Raw genomic sequence first — 16703 nt, 5'->3', positions numbered from 1 at the left:
GCAGGCAATGACCCCGATACTTGAACTGGAGAGCGCGCGGCTGCGGCTGCGCCAGTGGCAGGACGACGACCTCGCCGAGTTCGCCGCCCTGTGTGCCGACCCACTGGTGATGCAGTACTTCCCGGCGCCGCTGAGCCGGGTCGAAAGCGCCGCACTGATTGGCCGCATCCGCGGCCATTTTGCCGAGTACGGGTTCGGCCTGTGGGCCCTGGAGCGCCAGGACAGCGGGGCGTTCATCGGCATGACCGGCTTGCTCAATGTGAGCTTCGATGCGCCGTTCACCCCGGCGGTGGAGATCGGCTGGCGCCTGGCGCGGCGCCACTGGGGCCAGGGCTTCGCCAGCGAGGCGGCCTGGACCTGCCTGCGTTGTGCGTTCGCCCAGCTGGGCCTGGACGAAGTGGTGTCGTTCACTACCCAGGGCAATCTGCCGTCGCAGAAGGTGATGCAGGCCATCGGCATGCAGCCCGATCCGCTGGGCGACTTCGAGCACCCGCGCCTCGAGCCAGGCCACCCCTTGCGCCCCCATGTGCTGTACCGGATCAACCGCGCCCAGTGGCAGGCCACCTTGCATGGCTGAATCGCAGAACATACAGGCCGCCAATGACAAACCCTGTATTATTTGCGCCCTGGGCCTTGCTTTGGAGAATCTCGAATGAGCCACGTGTTGGACGATCTGGTCGACCTGTTGAGTCTGGAGGCGATCGAGGAAAACCTGTTCCGCGGACGCAGCCAGGACCTGGGCTTTCGTCAGCTGTACGGGGGCCAGGTACTCGGCCAGTCGCTGTCGGCGGCCAGTCAGACGGTCGAAGAGGCGCGCCACGTGCACTCGTTGCACGGCTATTTTCTGCGTCCGGGCGATGCGTCGATGCCGGTGGTGTATTCGGTGGACCGCGTGCGTGACGGCGGCAGCTTCAGCACCCGCCGGGTGACGGCGATCCAGAAGGGCCAGCCGATCTTCACCTGCAGCGCCTCGTTCCAGTACGACGAGGAAGGCTTCGAGCACCAGGGCCAGATGCCCCAGGTGGTCGGCCCCGAAAACCTGCCGTCGGAAGTGGAACTGGCCGAGCGCATGGCCGATCAGTTGCCCGAGCATATTCGCGACAAGCTGCTGTGCGCCAAGCCCATCGAAGTGCGCCCGGTGACCGAGAAGGACCCCTTCAACCCCAAGCCCGGCGACCCGGTGAAGTACGCGTGGTTTCGTGCCGACGGCAACCTGCCCGACTCCCAGGCGCTGCACAAGTACATGCTGGCATACGCCTCGGACTTCAGCCTGCTGAGCACTTCGCTGATGCCCCATGGCAAGTCGGTGTGGCACCGCGACATGCAGCTGGCCAGCCTCGACCATGCGCTGTGGTTTCACGGCAACCTGCGCGCCGATGACTGGCTGCTGTACGCCATGGACAGCCCGTGGGCGGGCAATGCGCGCGGCTTTGCCCGTGGCAGCATCTTCAATCGCGCCGGGCAGCTGGTGGCCTCGTCGTGCCAGGAAGGCCTGATTCGCCATCGCAAGGACTGGGCATGAGCCTGCGCTCGATTCGCCACTGGGTGTTCGACATGGACGGCACCCTGACCATCGCCGTGCATGACTTTGCGGCCATTCGCGTGGCGCTGGGCATCCCGGCGCAGGACGACATTCTTACCCATCTGGCGGCCCTGCCTGCGGCAGAGGCGGCTGCCAAGCATGCCTGGCTGCTGGAGCACGAGCGCGAACTGGCAGTGGCCTCGCAGGCGGCGCCGGGGGCGGTGGCGCTGGTGCGCGAGCTGGCGGCGCGGGGCTGCCGACTGGGGATCCTGACGCGCAATGCGCGCGAGCTGGCGCATGTGACGCTGGAGGCGATCGGCCTGGCCGACTGCTTCCCGGTGCAGGACATCATCGGCCGCGACGAGGCCCCGCCCAAGCCGCACCCGGGCGGGCTGCTGCAACTGGCCCAGGCGTGGGACGTGGCACCGGCGCAGATGGTGATGGTCGGTGACTATCGCTTCGATCTGGACTGCGGGCGTGCGGCGGGTGCGCGCACGGTGCTGGTGAATGTGCCGCAGAACCCGTGGCCGCAGCTGGTGGATTGGCATGCGGCTGATTGTGGGGTGTTGCACGGGATGCTGGAGTAGGTCCGTGCTGGCCTCTTCGCCGGCCTTGCCGGCGAAGAGGCCCGGATCATCGACCCAGGCCTTCGATCAGAACGCCCAGCGCGTAGTCAGCATCAGGTTGCGCGCTTCGCCATAGTAGGTGGTGTCGAAGTTGCCCAGCCCGGCCAGGTAGCGTTTGTCGAACACGTTGTTGGCGTTGAGCGTGAAGCTCAGGTGGTCGTTGTACTGGTAGCGGCCCATCAGGTCGACCAGGGTGTAGCCACCCTGCTTGATGAAGGTGTAATCCTTCACCGTAGGGCTGTAGATCTGGCCGTAGAACGCGCTCTGCCAGTTCACCCCGCCACCCACCGTGACCTTGTCCAGCGCCCCCGGCAGGCGGTAGGTGGTGAACAGCCGCAGCAGTTGCTCAGGCTTGGTGGTGCTCATCGGCGAGCCGAAGATGCGCTGGTGGTCCTTGTCGCGAGAACGCGCATAGGTATAGCCGGCCGACAGGTTCCAGCCCTCCTGCAGTTCGCCGGCAATCTCCAGCTCCACGCCCTCGGTGGTTGCGCCGCGGGTAGCCTTGTAGATCCCCTCGTTGGTGTTGGTGGTGCCGGTCTTCACCGCCACGTTGTCCTGCTCGATACGGAACAGCGCCAGGCTGGCATTGAGCCGCCCCTCGAAGTAGGCCGCCTTCAGCCCTGTCTCGTAGCTGTCGCCCTCCACCGGATCCAGCGGGGTGCGGTTTGCGTCCTTGTAGGTCTGTGGCTGGTAGATCGAGGTGTAGCTGGCATACACCGAGTAGGTGTCGTCCAGGTCATACACCACGCCGGCATACGGGGTCACCACGCCATGCTGCTTGTAGCCGGCCTGGTTGTCGCTGAAGTACACCGGGTTGAGGCCGTCGTAATCGTAGTTGTCGTTGTACTTGAAGGTGCTGACGCGGGTGCCGAGGATCAGCGACAGGTCGTCGGTGGGGCGCAGGCGGGTGGCGATGTACGCGCCGTTCTGGCGCTTGGTCTGCTCGTACTTGCCGTTTTTCGGGAAGTCCGGCACGCCGATCTTGCCGTTCCATTCGTAGATGTTGCCCGGTGTGCCGCCCAGGCTGGTGTCCCAGGTGGCGCCGGTCTGGCGCGAGTTGGCCGCGTTGAAACCCATTACCAGGTCGTGCTGGCGGCCCAGCAGGGTGAAGGGGCCGGACAGGTTGATGTCGGCGGTGTTCTGCACCCGGTGACCTTCCCAGCGGCCCCAGAACATGAACATGCCTTCGCCCGTGGCACGGTCGGGATTGCCGCCGCTGGCCGAGGCCAGGCGCGTGTCGTGGTCGCTCTGCAGCTGGTTGACGCTGAGCTTCAGGCTCCAGTCGTTGGCCAGCGCCTGCTCCAGCGAGGCGAAGTAGGTGCGGTTCTGGAAGTCGCGACGGCTCCAGTCGGCCCCCGGGTTGAACCGGCGCGAAAAGTCGGTGCGTCCGCCATCGGCGAAGTACACCGGGTTGCCGGTCCAGGAGGTGCCGCGCGGGGTGGTGGTCTGCTGGTCGATACCCACGGTCAGCAGGGTGTCGGGGGTGACGTCGACTTCGAGGATGCCGTAGTACACCTCTTTCTTCTGCTGGTAGTGGTCCTGGTAGCCCTTCCTGTCCTGCTGCGCGCCGACGAAGCGCCCGCGCACGCTGCCGCTGTCGTTCAACGGGCCGGAAACATCGCCTTCGCCACGGTAGTCGTCCCAGTTGCCGGCGCTGCCCGACAGCGAGGCCTGGAACTGCGCGGTGGGTTTCTTGCGGATCAGGTTGACGGTGGCCGAAGGGTCGCCGGAGCCGGTCATCAGGCCGGTGGCCCCCTTGAGCACTTCGACGTGGTCGTAGATCGCCATGTCGACATGCGCGGTGCCTTCATCGTACACGCCGTCGTAGATGGTGTTGACGCCGTCGTACTGGAAGTTGGTGATGGCCAGGCCACGGCTGGAGAATTCGGTACGGTCGCTGTCGTAGGCCTGGGCGGAGACGCCGGGGGTGTTGCGCAGCACGTCGGTGATGCTCTGCGCGCCCTGGTCATCCATCTGCTGGCGGGTGACCACGGTGACCGATTGCGGGGTTTCGCGGATCGACAGCGGCAGCTTGGTGGCGGTGCGGGTAGCGGCGGTGGTGTAGGCGCCGGTGTTTTCGGTGGTCTCGCCAAGGGTATTGCTTTCGATGCTGGTGGCCCCCAGCTCGACGGCGCCGCCGTTGCCGGCTGGCACCAGCACGTAGCCGCCATTGGACTGGCGCTGGGCCTGCAGGCCGCTGCCCGCCAGCAGTCGCGCCAGGCCTTCATCGATGCTGTAGCTGCCCTGCAGGCCCGCCGATTGCAGGCCCTGGGTTTGCCGCGCATCGAACGACAGGGTGATGCTGGCGCGGGTGGCGAACAGGCTCAGCGCGGTGCCCAGCGGGCCTGCGGCGATCTGGAAGTGGGTGCTTGCGCTTTGTGCCAGGGCGTTTGACGGCAGCACCGCCAGCAACGGCAACGGTGCCAGCGGCAGGCTGAGCAGGGCCAGGTGGACGGCGCGTAGCAGAGGGCGAGGCGCTCGCGGGCAAGGGGCGGACATGCAGGTTTTCCTTCGATTGGCTGGGCAGGGTCGCGGCTTTTTTTCCGCTTTAACTGCGTAGCCGAATGAGAATGAAAATCGGCAACCCGTTTTTCGATGTTTTTTCAGACCGGCTCGACGCTCACCCAGTACCGCGTGAGGTAGCGCACCTTGACCGGCAGCGAGGTGCCCAGGTTCTGCAGGACGGTGTCGGTATCGTCGATGCGAAAGGCGCCGGACAGGCGCAGGTCGGCAATGCGCTCATCGCAGCGCAGCAGGCCGGGACGGTAGCGGCGCAGCTCCCTGATGAAGTCGGCCAGGCGCCACTCGATCACGGTCAGCATGCCGTCGGTCCAGGCACCTGTGCCGGGGGCCGCGCTACCGACCGCTCCGAGTTGATGCGCGTCGAAGCTCACGCTTTGCCCGCTGTCCAGGCGCAGCACTTGCCCGGGCTGATCGGCGGGGCGGACCTCCACGGCGTGCTCCAGTACGCTGACCCGGCTCAGGCCGCCCTCGCTGTGCACGCTGAAACGGGTGCCCAGGGCGCGGATGCGGCCTTCCGGTGTTTGCACCAGGAAGGGCCGGCCTGCGGCGTCGGCGGCGGTTTGCACCATGATTTCGCCGCTGTACAGGCGCAGCAGGCGCTGCTGGCCGTCGAATTCGATATCCAGCGCGGTGTCGGTGTTGAGTTCCAGTTGACTGCCATCGGCCAGTGTCACGTGGCGGCGCTGGCCCTTGCCGGTACGCAGCCCGGCCATCAGCTCGCGGCCCGTGTCGCTTTCGCGCACGGCCCAGCCGGTGATGCCCACGCCCATCAGCAAGGCCAGGGTCTTGAGCACGGCGCGGCGTCGCGCGCGTACGCCGGCCAGGGTCGGCAGGGCCACGTCGGCGGGCAGGCGGCCAAGCTGGCGCTGCAGTTTTTCCACCCGCGCCCAGGCCTGGGCATGGGCCTGGCTCTTGCCCAGCCATTCCCGCCAGGCCTGCACCTGGGCCTCGCTGGGCGGCGCGGCATTGAGCTTGACGTACCAGCTGGCCGCCGCCTCCAGGGTTGAATAGTCCAGGGGCTGGGCCATGTCAGTCGTCCGTCAGCAGCAGGCAGTGGGTCATGGCGCGGATCATGTGTTTTTTCACCGTGGTCACCGACACGCCCATGCGCTCGGCGGTGGCCACGTAGCTCAGGCCCTCGAGCTGCACCGCCAGGAAGATCTGCCGGGTGCGTTCGCCCATGCCGTCGAGCAGGGTATCGACGGCCACCAGGGTTTCGAGAATCAGCAGGCGCGTTTCGGGCGACTCGACGACGCGCTCCGGGCGGGTGGCCAGTTCGGCGAGGTAGGCCTGTTCCAGGGCCTTGCGGCGAAACTTGTCGACCATCAGCGCATGGGCGATGGCGCCCAGATAGCTGCGCGGTTCACGAATGGTCTGGGCATTGCGTGCGGTCAGCACCCGGATGAAGGTGTCCTGGGCAAGGTCTGCGGCATCGCTGGCGTTGCCCAGGCGCGCGCGCAGCCAGCTTTTCAACCAACCGTTGTGTTCGCTGTAGAGCGCGTGCAGGGCAGCGTGATCGGGTGCGGGCATGGCGCGGAGGACACTGAGTAATTGATAATTAGTCGCATTATTGTGGTTTGCCGGCGGATTGTGCAAGTGCTGGTGCTTGACCTGCGTCAGGCACGGGCGAAGACTGGTTGACCCTTTACAGACACGAGCGAGGCGCTTCCCATGAGCCACAAGGCCATTTACGTTCAACCCGGCGGCGGATATGACAAGGTGCAGGTGGGCACGTGCGAAGCGCCGGCGCCGCAGGCGGGCGAGATCACCGTGCGCCTGCGTGCCAACTCGCTCAACTACCACGACTTTGCCGTGGTCAGCGGCATGTGGGGGCCTGCCGAACCGCGCATTCCGATGGCCGATGGTGCCGGTGAAGTGGTGGCCGTGGGCGCCGGGGTCAGCGAGTTCGCTGTCGGTGATGCGGTGGTCAGCACCTTCTTCCCCGACTGGCTGGATGGCGCGCCGCTGATCGAAGGCTTTGCCACGGTGCCGGGCGATGGCATCGACGGCTATGCCCGCGAGCAGGTGACGGCCCGTGCCACGTCGTTTACCCATGCGCCCAAAGGTTGGAGCCACGCCGAAGCGGCCACGCTGACCACTGCGGGCTTGACCGCCTGGCGTGCACTGATGGCCGACGACGCACTCAAGCCAGGTGACACGGTGCTGGTGCAGGGCACCGGCGGGGTGTCGATCTTCGCCTTGCAGTTCGCCAAGCTGGCGGGTGCCACGGTGATCGCCACCTCGTCCAGCGACGCCAAGCTCGAACGCCTCAAGGCCCTGGGCGCCGACCACCTGATCAACTACCGCACCACCCCGGCCTGGGGCGAGCAGGTGCGCAGCCTGACCCACAATCGTGGTGTGGACCATGTGATCGAGGTGGGCGGCCCGGCCACGCTGGAGCAATCGATGATTGCCGCGCGCATTGGCGGGCACATCTCGTTGATCGGTATCCTCACCGGCGTGGCGGGGCAGTTGCCGCTGGTGCAGGCGCTGGTGCGCCAGTTGCGCCTGCAGGGGGTACTGGTAGGTAGCCGTGCCCAGCAGCAGGCCATGGTGCGCGCCATCGACGCCAACGGCCTTCGCCCGGTGATCGACAAGCACTTTGGCCTGGAGCAGATCGCCGATGCGTTCCGCTATCAGGAAACCAACCAGCATTTCGGCAAGATCGTGCTGGATATCTGAGGCACGCCCCGACACGACAAAGCCCGCTTCTGGCGGGCTTTGTCGTGTCTGATTCGAGGAAATCAGGTAAGGCGGGTAGGCAGTTTCCTCAATTGGGATGAGAGGTGTCTTGATCACTGTGGGGCTGCTGTTCACAGCGGTTCATCTGGGGTTTCCTGGCGCGCCTGAGTCTGCAGGTGAACGAAAAGGCATGAATTGTCTTGGCGGAATCTTGCGACTAAAATCAGTCGCAGTCGGAGGTTCAATGTCCCGCCACGAAAAGCTTCTGGCCAAATTGAGCAACAAGCATTCCGTATTCACCTGGGGTGAGCTGACCGCGCTTTTGAGCGGCTTTGGATATCGACAGATCAACGGTAACGGAAGCCGAGTGAAGTTCGATAACGGGAATCCGCTGGCGATGATCAACTTGCATAAGCCACATCCCGGCAACGAGCTGAAGGCTTACATCAGATGCCAGGTTATTGAACACTTGAAAGCCGGAGGGTTGATTTGATGGGCACACTGTTGCATTACAGGGGGTATCACGGCTCCATTGAAGCCAGCCCAGAAGACAACTGTCTATACGGCAAGGTGCAGTTCATCCGGGCTCTGGTGAGCTATGAAGGAGAGACTGTGGCACAGTTGGACGCGGCATTTCGCGAGGCCGTGGCTGACTATCTACACACATGTGCAACCTTGCATCAGGCTCCCGAAACCCCATGTAAAGGCTCATTCAATGTGAGGGTTGGCCATGACCTGCATTTGGCCGCCAGCGTGGTTGCCAACCGGCAGAGTATTTCGCTCAACGACCTGACGCGCCGGGCATTGACCGCCTACCTGAGTCACCATGAGTAGTACGATACGCTTGCAGCGCGCCTGAATACGCGCCACGACAAAGCCCGCTTCTGGCGGGCTTTGTCGTGTCTGGCGGTTGAGGTCAGAAGTCGTAGCGCAGGTTGGCGGTGAAGGTGTCGGCATCGAAGCCGCTGCTGGTCAGGTAGTTGTACGACCCCCCCACGCTCCAGGCACCGACGCGGTAGGTTGCGCCCAGGCCCAGCTCGTAGCTGTCGCGGGCCGGGGTGGCGCCGCGGGTGGTGAATGGCGTGCCACCCAGCACGAAGGTGGAGGTGGTGCCGGCCTTGTCGCCGATGAAGTCATGCCAGGCCATCAGCTTGGCTTCGGGCTCCAGGCTGCCCACGCCCAGGTCGAAGGCGGCTGCCAGGCGTGCGCCCAGGCCCATCTCGCCGATTTCGTAACGCTGGCTGCCGACGTTGAGCGCCGCCGAGCTGCCTTTTTCACGGTACGAGTCGATCGAGACGTTGGCGTAGCGCGCGCCGATCTGCGGCTCGAGCACTACCTGGCGGTCGAGCTGGAAGGTGTAGCCGGCCAGCGCGTTGACGCCGAAGATCTCGCTGTCGTAGTCGGCCTTGGCGCGGCTGCCGGCGATGTAGCGTTTGGACTCGTTGTCGTTCCAGCCGTACATCACCGAAGCGTCGACGAAGTAGTTGTCGATGGTCCAGTTGCCGTACAGGGTCAGGGCATGGCCGCTGACATCGGTCTTGTTGCCCCGGTCGGATTTGACGTCGCTTGTCAGGTAGCTGTACGCCAGGCCCACGGTGGTATCTGGGTCGAGCTTGCCGTCGGCGCCCACGGCGATGCCGTTGGTGTTGGCATCGTAACCGTCGATACCGTGGCGACGATCCTGATCGGCATCGCTGGACAGTGCCTGTACCCATACGCCAGTGCCCGACAGGCCTTCACCGGACGACAGGCCGTTGCGGGCATTGCTGGAGCGGCGGGTGACGGCGTTGCCTACCAGGGTCTGGCTGCTGGTGGCGGCATTGATCACGCCGCGGCTGACATCCGGGGTCAGGGTTTCGGCGAGACTGGCCAGTTGCGCATCGCTGCTGGCGTTGGCGAAGGCCTGGAATACCGGATCGCTTTCGCTGAGCTGGCCCATCACGGTGTTCTTGAACGGTTGTATGGCATTGACTGCATTGCGCGAAGCACGGGCGCCGAGCAGGTTCTGCTCGATCGCTTCATCGCTGCGGGTTGCGACCAGCGCCTTCACATCCTGGCCCTCGATGCCGAAGTTTTTCACTTCGAGCAGCGCCGAGGACGAGACCACCGACAGGTTCTGCGCCTCTTCCCAGGTGCCGGAGCTCAGCAGGGTGTAGCGGGTGCCCTGGGCCGGGGTGCGGAAGTCGTCGGAGCGGGCTTGCAGCTCGATCTGGCTACCTGCGGAGAAGTAGGTGTTGCCGGTCACCTTGAGGATCGGTGAATCGGGCAGGGTCGTGTTGTCCAGCAGCAGACGCAGGCGTGCGGTGTCGCTGTCGAGGTCGAGATCGCCGTCCAGCGTGGTGTGCGGCGCCAGCAGGGTCAGGGTGCCACCGTCGATGTCCACGTAGCCGGCACGGATGGTCGAACCGTCGAAAGCCACGTCGCCTTTGACCAGCACGCCACTCAGCCCCAGCAGATCACCTTTTACCTGGCCGCCGGACCAGTAGAAGTACGACTGCGCGTTGCTGTCTTCGGCCAGAATCGCCGCAGTGCCGCCTTCGAGCAGGCCGGCGGTCTGGGTGATCGAAAAGAGGTTGCTGCCGCTCAGGTTGACCAGATGGATGCCGATGCCATCTGCCGAAATGGTGCCGCTGTTGTTGATGTTGCTTTTGTAGGGCGGGGTGATGGACCCGCTGAAGACGGCATTCTCGACTTCGATACCGGCCGAGTCGGCGCCACGCGCGGTGATGGTGCCGCTGTTGATGATGCTCGACTGGGTGGAGGTGATCATCATGCCGTTGGCGTTCTGGCCCGTCACGGCAATGCTGCCGCTGTTGATCACATCACCGGCAATATTGGCCAGGTACAGGTCCAGGCCCATGGCGCCTTCGCCGGTCACGTTGATGCTGCCCTGGTTGACCAGGTTGCCGCCGATGCTGGAATCGAGCGTGAGGGAAATGGCCGAGGGGATGTCGGTGGCACTCGCCGCGCTGAGGTTGATCGCGCCGCTGTTGGTCAGGTTGCCCAGCACAGTGACATCGATCAGCTCGACGCCGGCGTTCTGCGATGTGCCGCTGAAGGTGGCGCTGCTGAAGGTATCGCCGGTATTGCTGTAGGCGCCGGAGCTGAGGTCGTGATTCAAGTCGATAGCGGGAGAGGCATTGGCCGTGGCTGTAGCAGCGGCAATGGAAAGCGCCAGCAGTGAGCGGCGCAGCGATGCAGTATTCAAGAGGGTGTCCCTTCCAGGGTCGGAAACCGACGCGGGACAACCAGCGCATGCTGCGTCTGTATCGGCCATCCCTGCCGGCTTGTCAGTGAGTGCTGAATCAAGCGCTGGGTACTGTACAGGATGGTTGTAGGACAATTCAGCAGCAAAAGCCGGGTAGGCTGCTTTTCACGGAAAAAATGTGAATCAGCCTGCATCTGTAGGGAAAACAGGCAGATTGGCGGGAATTTAATCGATCGTGTGGGGTCGACCGGTGTCGTCCTGGCGAAGGCCAGGACGTCTTGCAACCGCAATCAGGCGAAGCTGATGTTGATGCGCTGCTGGCCGTAAACGACTTTGGCGGCAGAGATCAGCTGGTGCGGGATCTCCACGAACGGAATATCGGAGTTGGTCAGGGCGATGTCCACCAGTTGCACCATGATCGAGTTCTTGCGCACCAGGATCACGTCCGACCAGTCGGTGTTGGTCATGGCCAGCGGGATGAAGTCGGAGCGCTTCATGAAGCTGCTCAAGGCTTCCAGCACGCCCAGGTTCTGCTTGGTGCCATTGGGGCTGTGGCAGCAGTCGTTGAGCAGGATGAAGCCATCCGGGCCGACCAGTTCCTGGTAGTACATCAGGTCGCGCAGGATGAATTCGTACTGGTGGCTGGCATCGATGTACACCACGTCGAAGGTCTCGATGCCGGTACGCGGCTGGATCGCATCGATGGCGCTGATGGTGTCGGCGCGGATGACGGTGACGTTGTCCTTGTCGGCGAAGCGGTCCAGGCATTGCTGGTAGAGGTTGTCGAAGGTGGCCTGCTCATGCATCGGGCCGCCGTAGTAGTAGGCGTATTTCTCTGGCGGCTCGACCCATGGCGGCAACTGGTCGAATGGGCTGTAGTCGTCATTGGAGGCAGGGCTCCAGCTGTCGATCAGCACCATCTTTTCCGGGGTCAGGGCCTGGTAGAGCTTCATCGCGTTTTCGCCGCGCAGCACTCCCAGTTCCGCTACCACCGGCTGCTTGCCATAGGCGGTAAACACCGCGTTGAGTACGTGATAGAAGGTTTCACGGTAGGTTGTGCAGACTTTCATCGGTGACCTGCTCTGCTGCTAGTTCGGTTGCCAAGCATATCGGCCTGGCAATCGATTTCGAGAGGGCCGGTTCGATGCAATTTGTGACGCGCCGATCAGCGCGTCACTGTGCATTGCTCAAGCCTGGGCCAGGCGGCCGACGCGTAGCCAGCCAAGCACGACCGCGCCAATCAGAAGGAAGCCCAGGTAGCCGAACAGCGGGTAGACCTGACCCACCAGGCTGACGAACCCGACCAGGCTGCCAACGAACGCCAGGGCGCCGGCGGCCGCCGAGCCGATGCGGAACGTGCGGGTGCCCGCTGGCAGCAATCGCGCCGAAAAGGAGTACAGGGTGCCGACGGCGGTGTTGAGGATCATCAGGAAAATGACCACGGCCATCACCAGGCCAAGCACCGGTGAAATCTCGGTGGCGATGGACAGCATGGGCATGGGCAGGTCGGCCACGCTGTCCAGGCGCGACAACAGCCCCAGGCTCATCACCAGCATCAGCACCCCCAGCAACGCGCCGCCGAAGATGCCACCCCAGATGGCGTGCTTCTCGGTCTTTGCGGTGCCGCCCATGATCGACAGAAAGGGCACCCCGGCCACGATGTTGTAGGACACGTACAACAGCGCCCCCAGCAGCCAATGGCTGGCGCCGGCGTCCTGCTGGCTGGCCAGTTGATCGAGCTCGCCGAAACTCAGGCCTCGGGTGGCCACACCATACAGGGCCACCGCTACTGCCGTGAGAATCAACAGCGGGGTGGCGGCGCCGATCATGCCAATCACCTTCTGCACATCCAGGCACACGATGGCGACCACGATCACGGTCACCGCCAGGCTGCCGAACAGGGCCGGGATGCCGAACTGCTGCTCCAGCAGGGCACCGCCACCGGCCAGCATGACCACGGTCACCGCAAACATGAAAAAGGTGATCATCAGGTCGACGAAGGCACCCAGGTAGCGTCCGCACAGGGCGTTCACCACGTCTTTATGGGAGCTAGCCCGCAGGCGGCTGCCCATGCCTGCCAATGCCATGCCCAGAAAGATGAACAGTGAGGCGCTGACCACTGCCCCGAGCAATCCCCATACGCCGAAATCGACGAACATCAGCAGCAGTTCCCGACCGGAAGCGAACCCGGCGCCGACAATCACACCGACGAACGCGCCGGCTATTTTCAGGCTCTCTTTCATGACGATTTCCCTCGAATTATTGTTGTTAGGGCTTATGGGCCGGGCCACTTTCCGTGGCCTTGCCGGGGCATCGCAGTGGCAGGCGGCAAGGGTGTGCTAGCGGGCGCCGACCCAGGCCTGGACTTCGATCTCTACGTCGACCCCCAGTGCCAGCTGGCTGCCGCCGACCGTGGAGCGCACCGGAAAACCATTGTCGAAGTAGCGCTTGTACACCTCGTTGAAACCGGCGAAATGTTGCATGTCGGTCAGCCAGACCGTGGCCTTGACCACCTGATCGAACCCCACACCGCACTCGGTCAGGGTTTCGCCGATACGGCTCATGACCGCCTCGGTTTGCTCGCGGATATCCCCGAGCACCACGTTGCCCTGTGGGTCCATTGGTACCTGCCCCGAGAGAAACAGGAAATCGCCGACACGGATGGCCTTGGAGAACGGGTAGGGCAGATGGCTGGGGTAACGCTGCAGTTGTTCGGACATGGCATTGAACCTCGTGGGTGATGAATGATTAACGCAAGCGGGCAGGTGCCAGGCGCTGTGGCTCGACACCTTGATGAAGCAGTGTTTGGGGCAGCGGCTGATCGAGCAACTGGGCGCAGGCCAGTTGCGACACGCCGGCCGCAGACTGGATGCCATAGCCGCCCTGTGCCGCGAGCCAGAAGAAGCCTTCGCGGTGATTGTCCCAGCCGACCACCAGGTCGCCATCGGCGACGAACGAGCGCAGGCCGGCCCAACTGTGACGCGGGCGGCGGATGGTCAGGGAGGTGGCGGCCTCGATGTGGTAGATGCCGGTGGCGATGTCCAGCTCTTCGGGCATCACGTCATGGGGCGGCACGGGGTCGGCGTTGGCCGGGGAGCCCAGCAACTGGCCGGCATCAGGCTTGAAGTAGAAGCTTTCGTCGATGCCGATCACCGTGGGCCAGCGCGAGAAATCCATGCCCTGGGGGCCGTCGAAGGTAAAGGCTGTGCGTCGGCAGGGCTGCAAGCCGATGGGCTTCACGCCACACTGCTGCGCAACCTCATCAGCCCAGGCGCCTGCGGCATTGACCAGCGTGCGCGCGCGCAACTGGCGACCGTCGGCCAGGGTCAGGTGCCAGTGGCCGCCTTCGCGACTGGCGACGCTCAGTTGCGCATCGCATTGCAGCACACCACCGGCACGGCGCGCGGCGCGCAAGAAGCCCTGGTGCAGCGCATGCACGTCCAGATCGCGGGCGTCGGTTTCGAGCATCGCGCCAACCATTGCTTCCGGGTTCAGGCACGGCACCAACGCGAGCGCATGCTCGGTATCGATCAACGACACATTGCCAGCCTGTGCTGCACCGGCAGCGAAGGTCTGTTCCAGCAGAGGCTGTTGCCCCTGGCCTGCGACATACAGGCAACCGCGAGGCTCCAGCAGCGCATGCTCGGTGAAATCAGCGGGCGGTTGCTCATAGAAAGTGCGGCTGGCGCGGGTCAAGGCCTGGATCTGCGGTGTTCCATAACTTTCCATGAACATGGCTGCGGAACGACCGGTGGCGTGATAGCCCGGCTGGCTCTCGCGCTCGAGCACCACGACCCTGGCTTGCCCAGCCAGGCGATAGGCCAGGGAGGCCCCCGCAATACCGCCGCCAATGATGGCGAAATCGAAACATTCGCTGTCGTGCATACCGAGGTGCCTCCTGTTCCGAGTGGGAGAAGCAATGTCTTCGCCGCTGTTCTTGTAATTCTCAGATACGAGAAATGTAAGATATGAGAATTTTCCAGTCAACCTATTACCTTGAGGTATTATTTTTGGCCCTTGCCCGGCTTGGCCCAAGGCATCGTTTCCGTATGGCAGAGAAGTTTGCATGAGCTCCGATCCAGTCTCGCGTTCCCCGGCCCACCCCTTGATAGATCGCGCCCAGGTGGGTGCCCGTCTTCGTGTCATACGCAAGAATCAGAAGCTCACGCTCAAGCAATTGTCCGAGCGTTCAGGCGTGGCGCTGTCGACCCTGTCGAAGATGGAGCTGGCGCAGGTATCGGTGAGTTACGAGAAGCTGGCGGCGGCAGCGCGGGCATTGGGTGTGGACATCGCCCAGCTGTTCAGCCCGGCCAAGGTGAGCGTGGGGGCGGTACAGCCCACGGTGGTGAGCACGGCCATCGATACGGCGGCGGGTTACAGCACGGGCAACTACGAGTACCACCCGATGGCGGGGGATTTTCCCGGGCGCAACATGACGCCGATGTATGCCCGCATCTGCGCGCGTGAGATGAGCCAGTTCGAAGACTACATTCGCCACCCCGGGCAGGAGTTTGCCGTGGTGCTTTCGGGCCGTGTGCGCATTCAGTTCGAAACGGGTGAATCCGTCAGCGTTGGTTGCCGGGAGACGGTGTATTTCAACAGCGCGATCGGGCACATCTACCTGGCTGAGGGCGAGGCGGGGAGTGACGCCGAGGTGATGGTGGTAATGACGGAGGTCTGACCTTGTGCTCGGCAGATTCCGAAAGCCATGGGGTGAGTGCCCCATGGCTGGCCGTTCAGGGGGTTAGCGCGACGCCCAGGCGTTGAAGCGTTGCTCCAGTTGTTCGCCATGGTCGGCCCAGAACAGCGGGTCTACCGGCACCTGCTGGGAAAGGTTCGCTGGCGCGGTGGGCAGTTCGGCGATGCGGTCCTTGTCGAGCAGTTGCATGGCCTGCAGGTTGGCGGCGCCGTAGTCGATATGTTCGGCGAAGCTTTTTTGCTGCGCGGGGTCGAGCGTGAAGGCAATGAACTCGCGGGTTTTCTCCTGGCGTGAAGCGCCCCGCGGGATAGCCCAGGAATCGAACTCGTAGAGGCCGCCGGACCAGACGATGTCCAGGTCGTACTTTTTCTTCTGCTTGGCCGAGAGGCGGCCGTTGTACACCGAGCTCATCACCACATCCCCCGCGGCGAGATACTGAGGTGGCTGGGCACCGGCTTCCCACCACTGGATATGCGGCTTGATCTCATCCAGCTTGGCGAAGGCGCGGTCCTGGCCTGCCTTGGTGGCCAGCAGCGTGTAGACGTCAGCGTGCGCTACCCCGTCGGCGATCAGGGCGAATTCCAGAGTCGATTTGGCCAGCTTGCGCAGGCCGCGCTTGCCCGGGAATTTCTCCACATCCCAGAAATCTTTCCAGCCGGTGGGGGCTTGCTTCAGCTTGCTGGTGTTGTAGGCCAGCACCGTCGAGTACACCAGAAACCCTATGCCGCAGGGCTGGATGGCCCCGGGAACGAAATGCTTGGTATCGAGGCCGATCTGAGCTGGGTCCAGCGTCTCGAACATGCCCTCTTCACAGCCCCGGGCGAGCTCGGCGGACTCCACCTCCACGGCATCCCAGGACACGCTGCGGGTATCGACCATGGCCTTGACCTTGGCCATTTCGCCGTTGTACTCGCCGGAAATGATCTTGCTGCCCCGGGCTTGTTGCCAGGGCTTGTAGAAGGCCTTTACCTGGGCCTCCTTGTTGGCGCCACCGAAGGAGACGATGGTGAGGTCGGCCGCGAGGCCGTGACTGGCAGTGACTATCCCCGTTGCGAGTGCTGCGAATTTCAGAGCTTTGATCATTATTGTTATCTCCTACTGTTCAAGGGTGATTGCACATCACTCGAGACACCGGGATCAATCGGTCCTCCCAGACGAGAGACATCCGGTTCTCGTTCCAGCGCTGCAGGGCAAACCGCACAGCCAACAGCAAGGCTCGCCACGCAGCGCAGTGTTCTCCTAAGGTGGTTTTGTGGTGCCCTAAGGTTTCATGGGGGTAAGGAGGGTAAAAGCTGACTTTTTCGATTCTTGGATTGCCCCCGGTGTCAGGATAGTTGTCGCCTCTCCGATTTTTCCTAAAAAAGCATATCGGGGGCGGAAAGAGACTGGTCGTGCCGTACTATTCACCTGAACGCAGAGCCGCATTACTTAAAATGCTGCTTC

Annotated in this window: 16 protein-coding genes; 7 read left to right on the top strand and 9 right to left on the bottom strand. The window is 63.6% G+C overall.

Annotated elements, in window-relative coordinates:
• Window positions 1-7: 7 nt before the first annotated feature.
• The 3 genes from MF6396_RS19765 to MF6396_RS19755 all read left to right on the top strand — a co-directional run bounded on the left by MF6396_RS19765 (window position 8) and on the right by MF6396_RS19755 (window position 2109).
• Window positions 8-577 carry a GNAT family N-acetyltransferase gene (locus tag MF6396_RS19765; protein WP_043863860.1) on the top strand — a complete coding sequence of 190 codons (570 nt, stop codon included), beginning with the start codon at window positions 8-10 and terminating at the stop codon, window positions 575-577.
• 75 nt (window positions 578-652) lie between these two features.
• The gene (tesB, locus tag MF6396_RS19760) at window positions 653-1522 is read left to right on the top strand and encodes an acyl-CoA thioesterase II (protein ID WP_078481364.1); all 870 of its coding nucleotides are present in this window, start codon (window positions 653-655) and stop codon (window positions 1520-1522) included.
• The gene (locus MF6396_RS19755) at window positions 1519-2109 is read left to right on the top strand and encodes an HAD family hydrolase (RefSeq protein WP_078481363.1); all 591 of its coding nucleotides are present in this window, start codon (window positions 1519-1521) and stop codon (window positions 2107-2109) included. Before tesB ends, MF6396_RS19755 begins: the two co-directional genes overlap by 4 nt.
• A 66-nt stretch (window positions 2110-2175) precedes the next feature.
• On the opposite strand, the gene MF6396_RS19750 is transcribed toward MF6396_RS19755, so the two are convergent.
• The 3 genes from MF6396_RS19750 to MF6396_RS19740 form a co-directional block, all read right to left on the bottom strand.
• On the bottom strand, window positions 2176-4647 hold the full coding sequence (locus MF6396_RS19750) for a TonB-dependent siderophore receptor (protein ID WP_078481361.1): 2472 nt from the start codon (window positions 4645-4647) through the stop codon (window positions 2176-2178).
• Between the two features lie 104 nt (window positions 4648-4751).
• The gene (locus MF6396_RS19745; protein WP_078481359.1) at window positions 4752-5699 is read right to left on the bottom strand and encodes a FecR domain-containing protein; all 948 of its coding nucleotides are present in this window, start codon (window positions 5697-5699) and stop codon (window positions 4752-4754) included.
• Window position 5700: 1 nt separating this feature from the next.
• Entirely contained in the window at window positions 5701-6201 is a 501-nt protein-coding gene (locus MF6396_RS19740; protein WP_043863856.1) for a sigma-70 family RNA polymerase sigma factor, read from the bottom strand.
• A 141-nt stretch (window positions 6202-6342) separates the two neighbouring features.
• Here MF6396_RS19740 and MF6396_RS19735 point away from each other — a divergent pair, with 141 nt between their 5' ends.
• The 3 genes from MF6396_RS19735 (at window position 6343) to MF6396_RS19725 (ending at window position 8187) form a co-directional block, all read left to right on the top strand.
• Window positions 6343-7353, top strand: a complete 1011-nt coding sequence (locus MF6396_RS19735; protein ID WP_043863855.1) for a zinc-dependent alcohol dehydrogenase family protein — start codon at window positions 6343-6345, stop codon at window positions 7351-7353.
• Window positions 7354-7597: 244 nt separating this feature from the next.
• On the top strand, window positions 7598-7846 hold the full coding sequence (locus tag MF6396_RS19730) for a type II toxin-antitoxin system HicA family toxin (protein WP_078481358.1): 249 nt from the start codon (window positions 7598-7600) through the stop codon (window positions 7844-7846).
• Window positions 7846-8187, top strand: a complete 342-nt coding sequence (locus MF6396_RS19725) for a type II toxin-antitoxin system HicB family antitoxin (RefSeq protein WP_078481356.1) — start codon at window positions 7846-7848, stop codon at window positions 8185-8187. Before MF6396_RS19730 ends, MF6396_RS19725 begins: the two co-directional genes overlap by 1 nt.
• A gap of 82 nt (window positions 8188-8269) precedes the next feature.
• On the opposite strand, the gene MF6396_RS19720 is transcribed toward MF6396_RS19725, so the two are convergent.
• The 5 genes from MF6396_RS19720 to MF6396_RS19700 form a co-directional block, all read right to left on the bottom strand.
• Entirely contained in the window at window positions 8270-10561 is a 2292-nt protein-coding gene (locus MF6396_RS19720) for an autotransporter family protein (RefSeq protein ID WP_078481354.1), read from the bottom strand.
• A gap of 290 nt (window positions 10562-10851) precedes the next feature.
• Window positions 10852-11631: a class I SAM-dependent methyltransferase gene (locus MF6396_RS19715; protein WP_043863851.1), complete on the bottom strand. Its 780-nt coding sequence runs from the start codon at window positions 11629-11631 to the stop codon at window positions 10852-10854.
• Window positions 11632-11748: 117 nt separating this feature from the next.
• A complete protein-coding gene (locus MF6396_RS19710) occupies window positions 11749-12804 on the bottom strand; it encodes a YkvI family membrane protein (protein ID WP_043863850.1) in 1056 nt (351 codons plus the stop codon).
• A 96-nt stretch (window positions 12805-12900) separates the two neighbouring features.
• Window positions 12901-13281: a RidA family protein gene (locus MF6396_RS19705; RefSeq protein WP_058540570.1), complete on the bottom strand. Its 381-nt coding sequence runs from the start codon at window positions 13279-13281 to the stop codon at window positions 12901-12903.
• A gap of 28 nt (window positions 13282-13309) precedes the next feature.
• Window positions 13310-14446, bottom strand: a complete 1137-nt coding sequence (locus MF6396_RS19700) for an NAD(P)/FAD-dependent oxidoreductase (RefSeq protein ID WP_078481353.1) — start codon at window positions 14444-14446, stop codon at window positions 13310-13312.
• 181 nt (window positions 14447-14627) lie between these two features.
• Here MF6396_RS19700 and MF6396_RS19695 point away from each other — a divergent pair, with 181 nt between their 5' ends.
• Entirely contained in the window at window positions 14628-15242 is a 615-nt protein-coding gene (locus MF6396_RS19695; protein ID WP_054916367.1) for a helix-turn-helix domain-containing protein, read from the top strand.
• Between the two features lie 63 nt (window positions 15243-15305).
• On the opposite strand, the gene MF6396_RS19690 is transcribed toward MF6396_RS19695, so the two are convergent.
• A complete protein-coding gene (locus MF6396_RS19690; RefSeq protein ID WP_043863846.1) occupies window positions 15306-16343 on the bottom strand; it encodes an ABC transporter substrate-binding protein in 1038 nt (345 codons plus the stop codon).
• Between the last annotated feature and the right edge of the window lie 360 nt (window positions 16344-16703).

The organism is Pseudomonas sp. MF6396 (assembly GCF_002018915.1).
In the GTDB taxonomy this organism is placed as follows: domain Bacteria; phylum Pseudomonadota; class Gammaproteobacteria; order Pseudomonadales; family Pseudomonadaceae; genus Aquipseudomonas; species Aquipseudomonas palmensis.
Note: the sequence above shows the minus strand (reverse complement) of the source record. Positions and strands in the feature narration are given on the sequence as shown.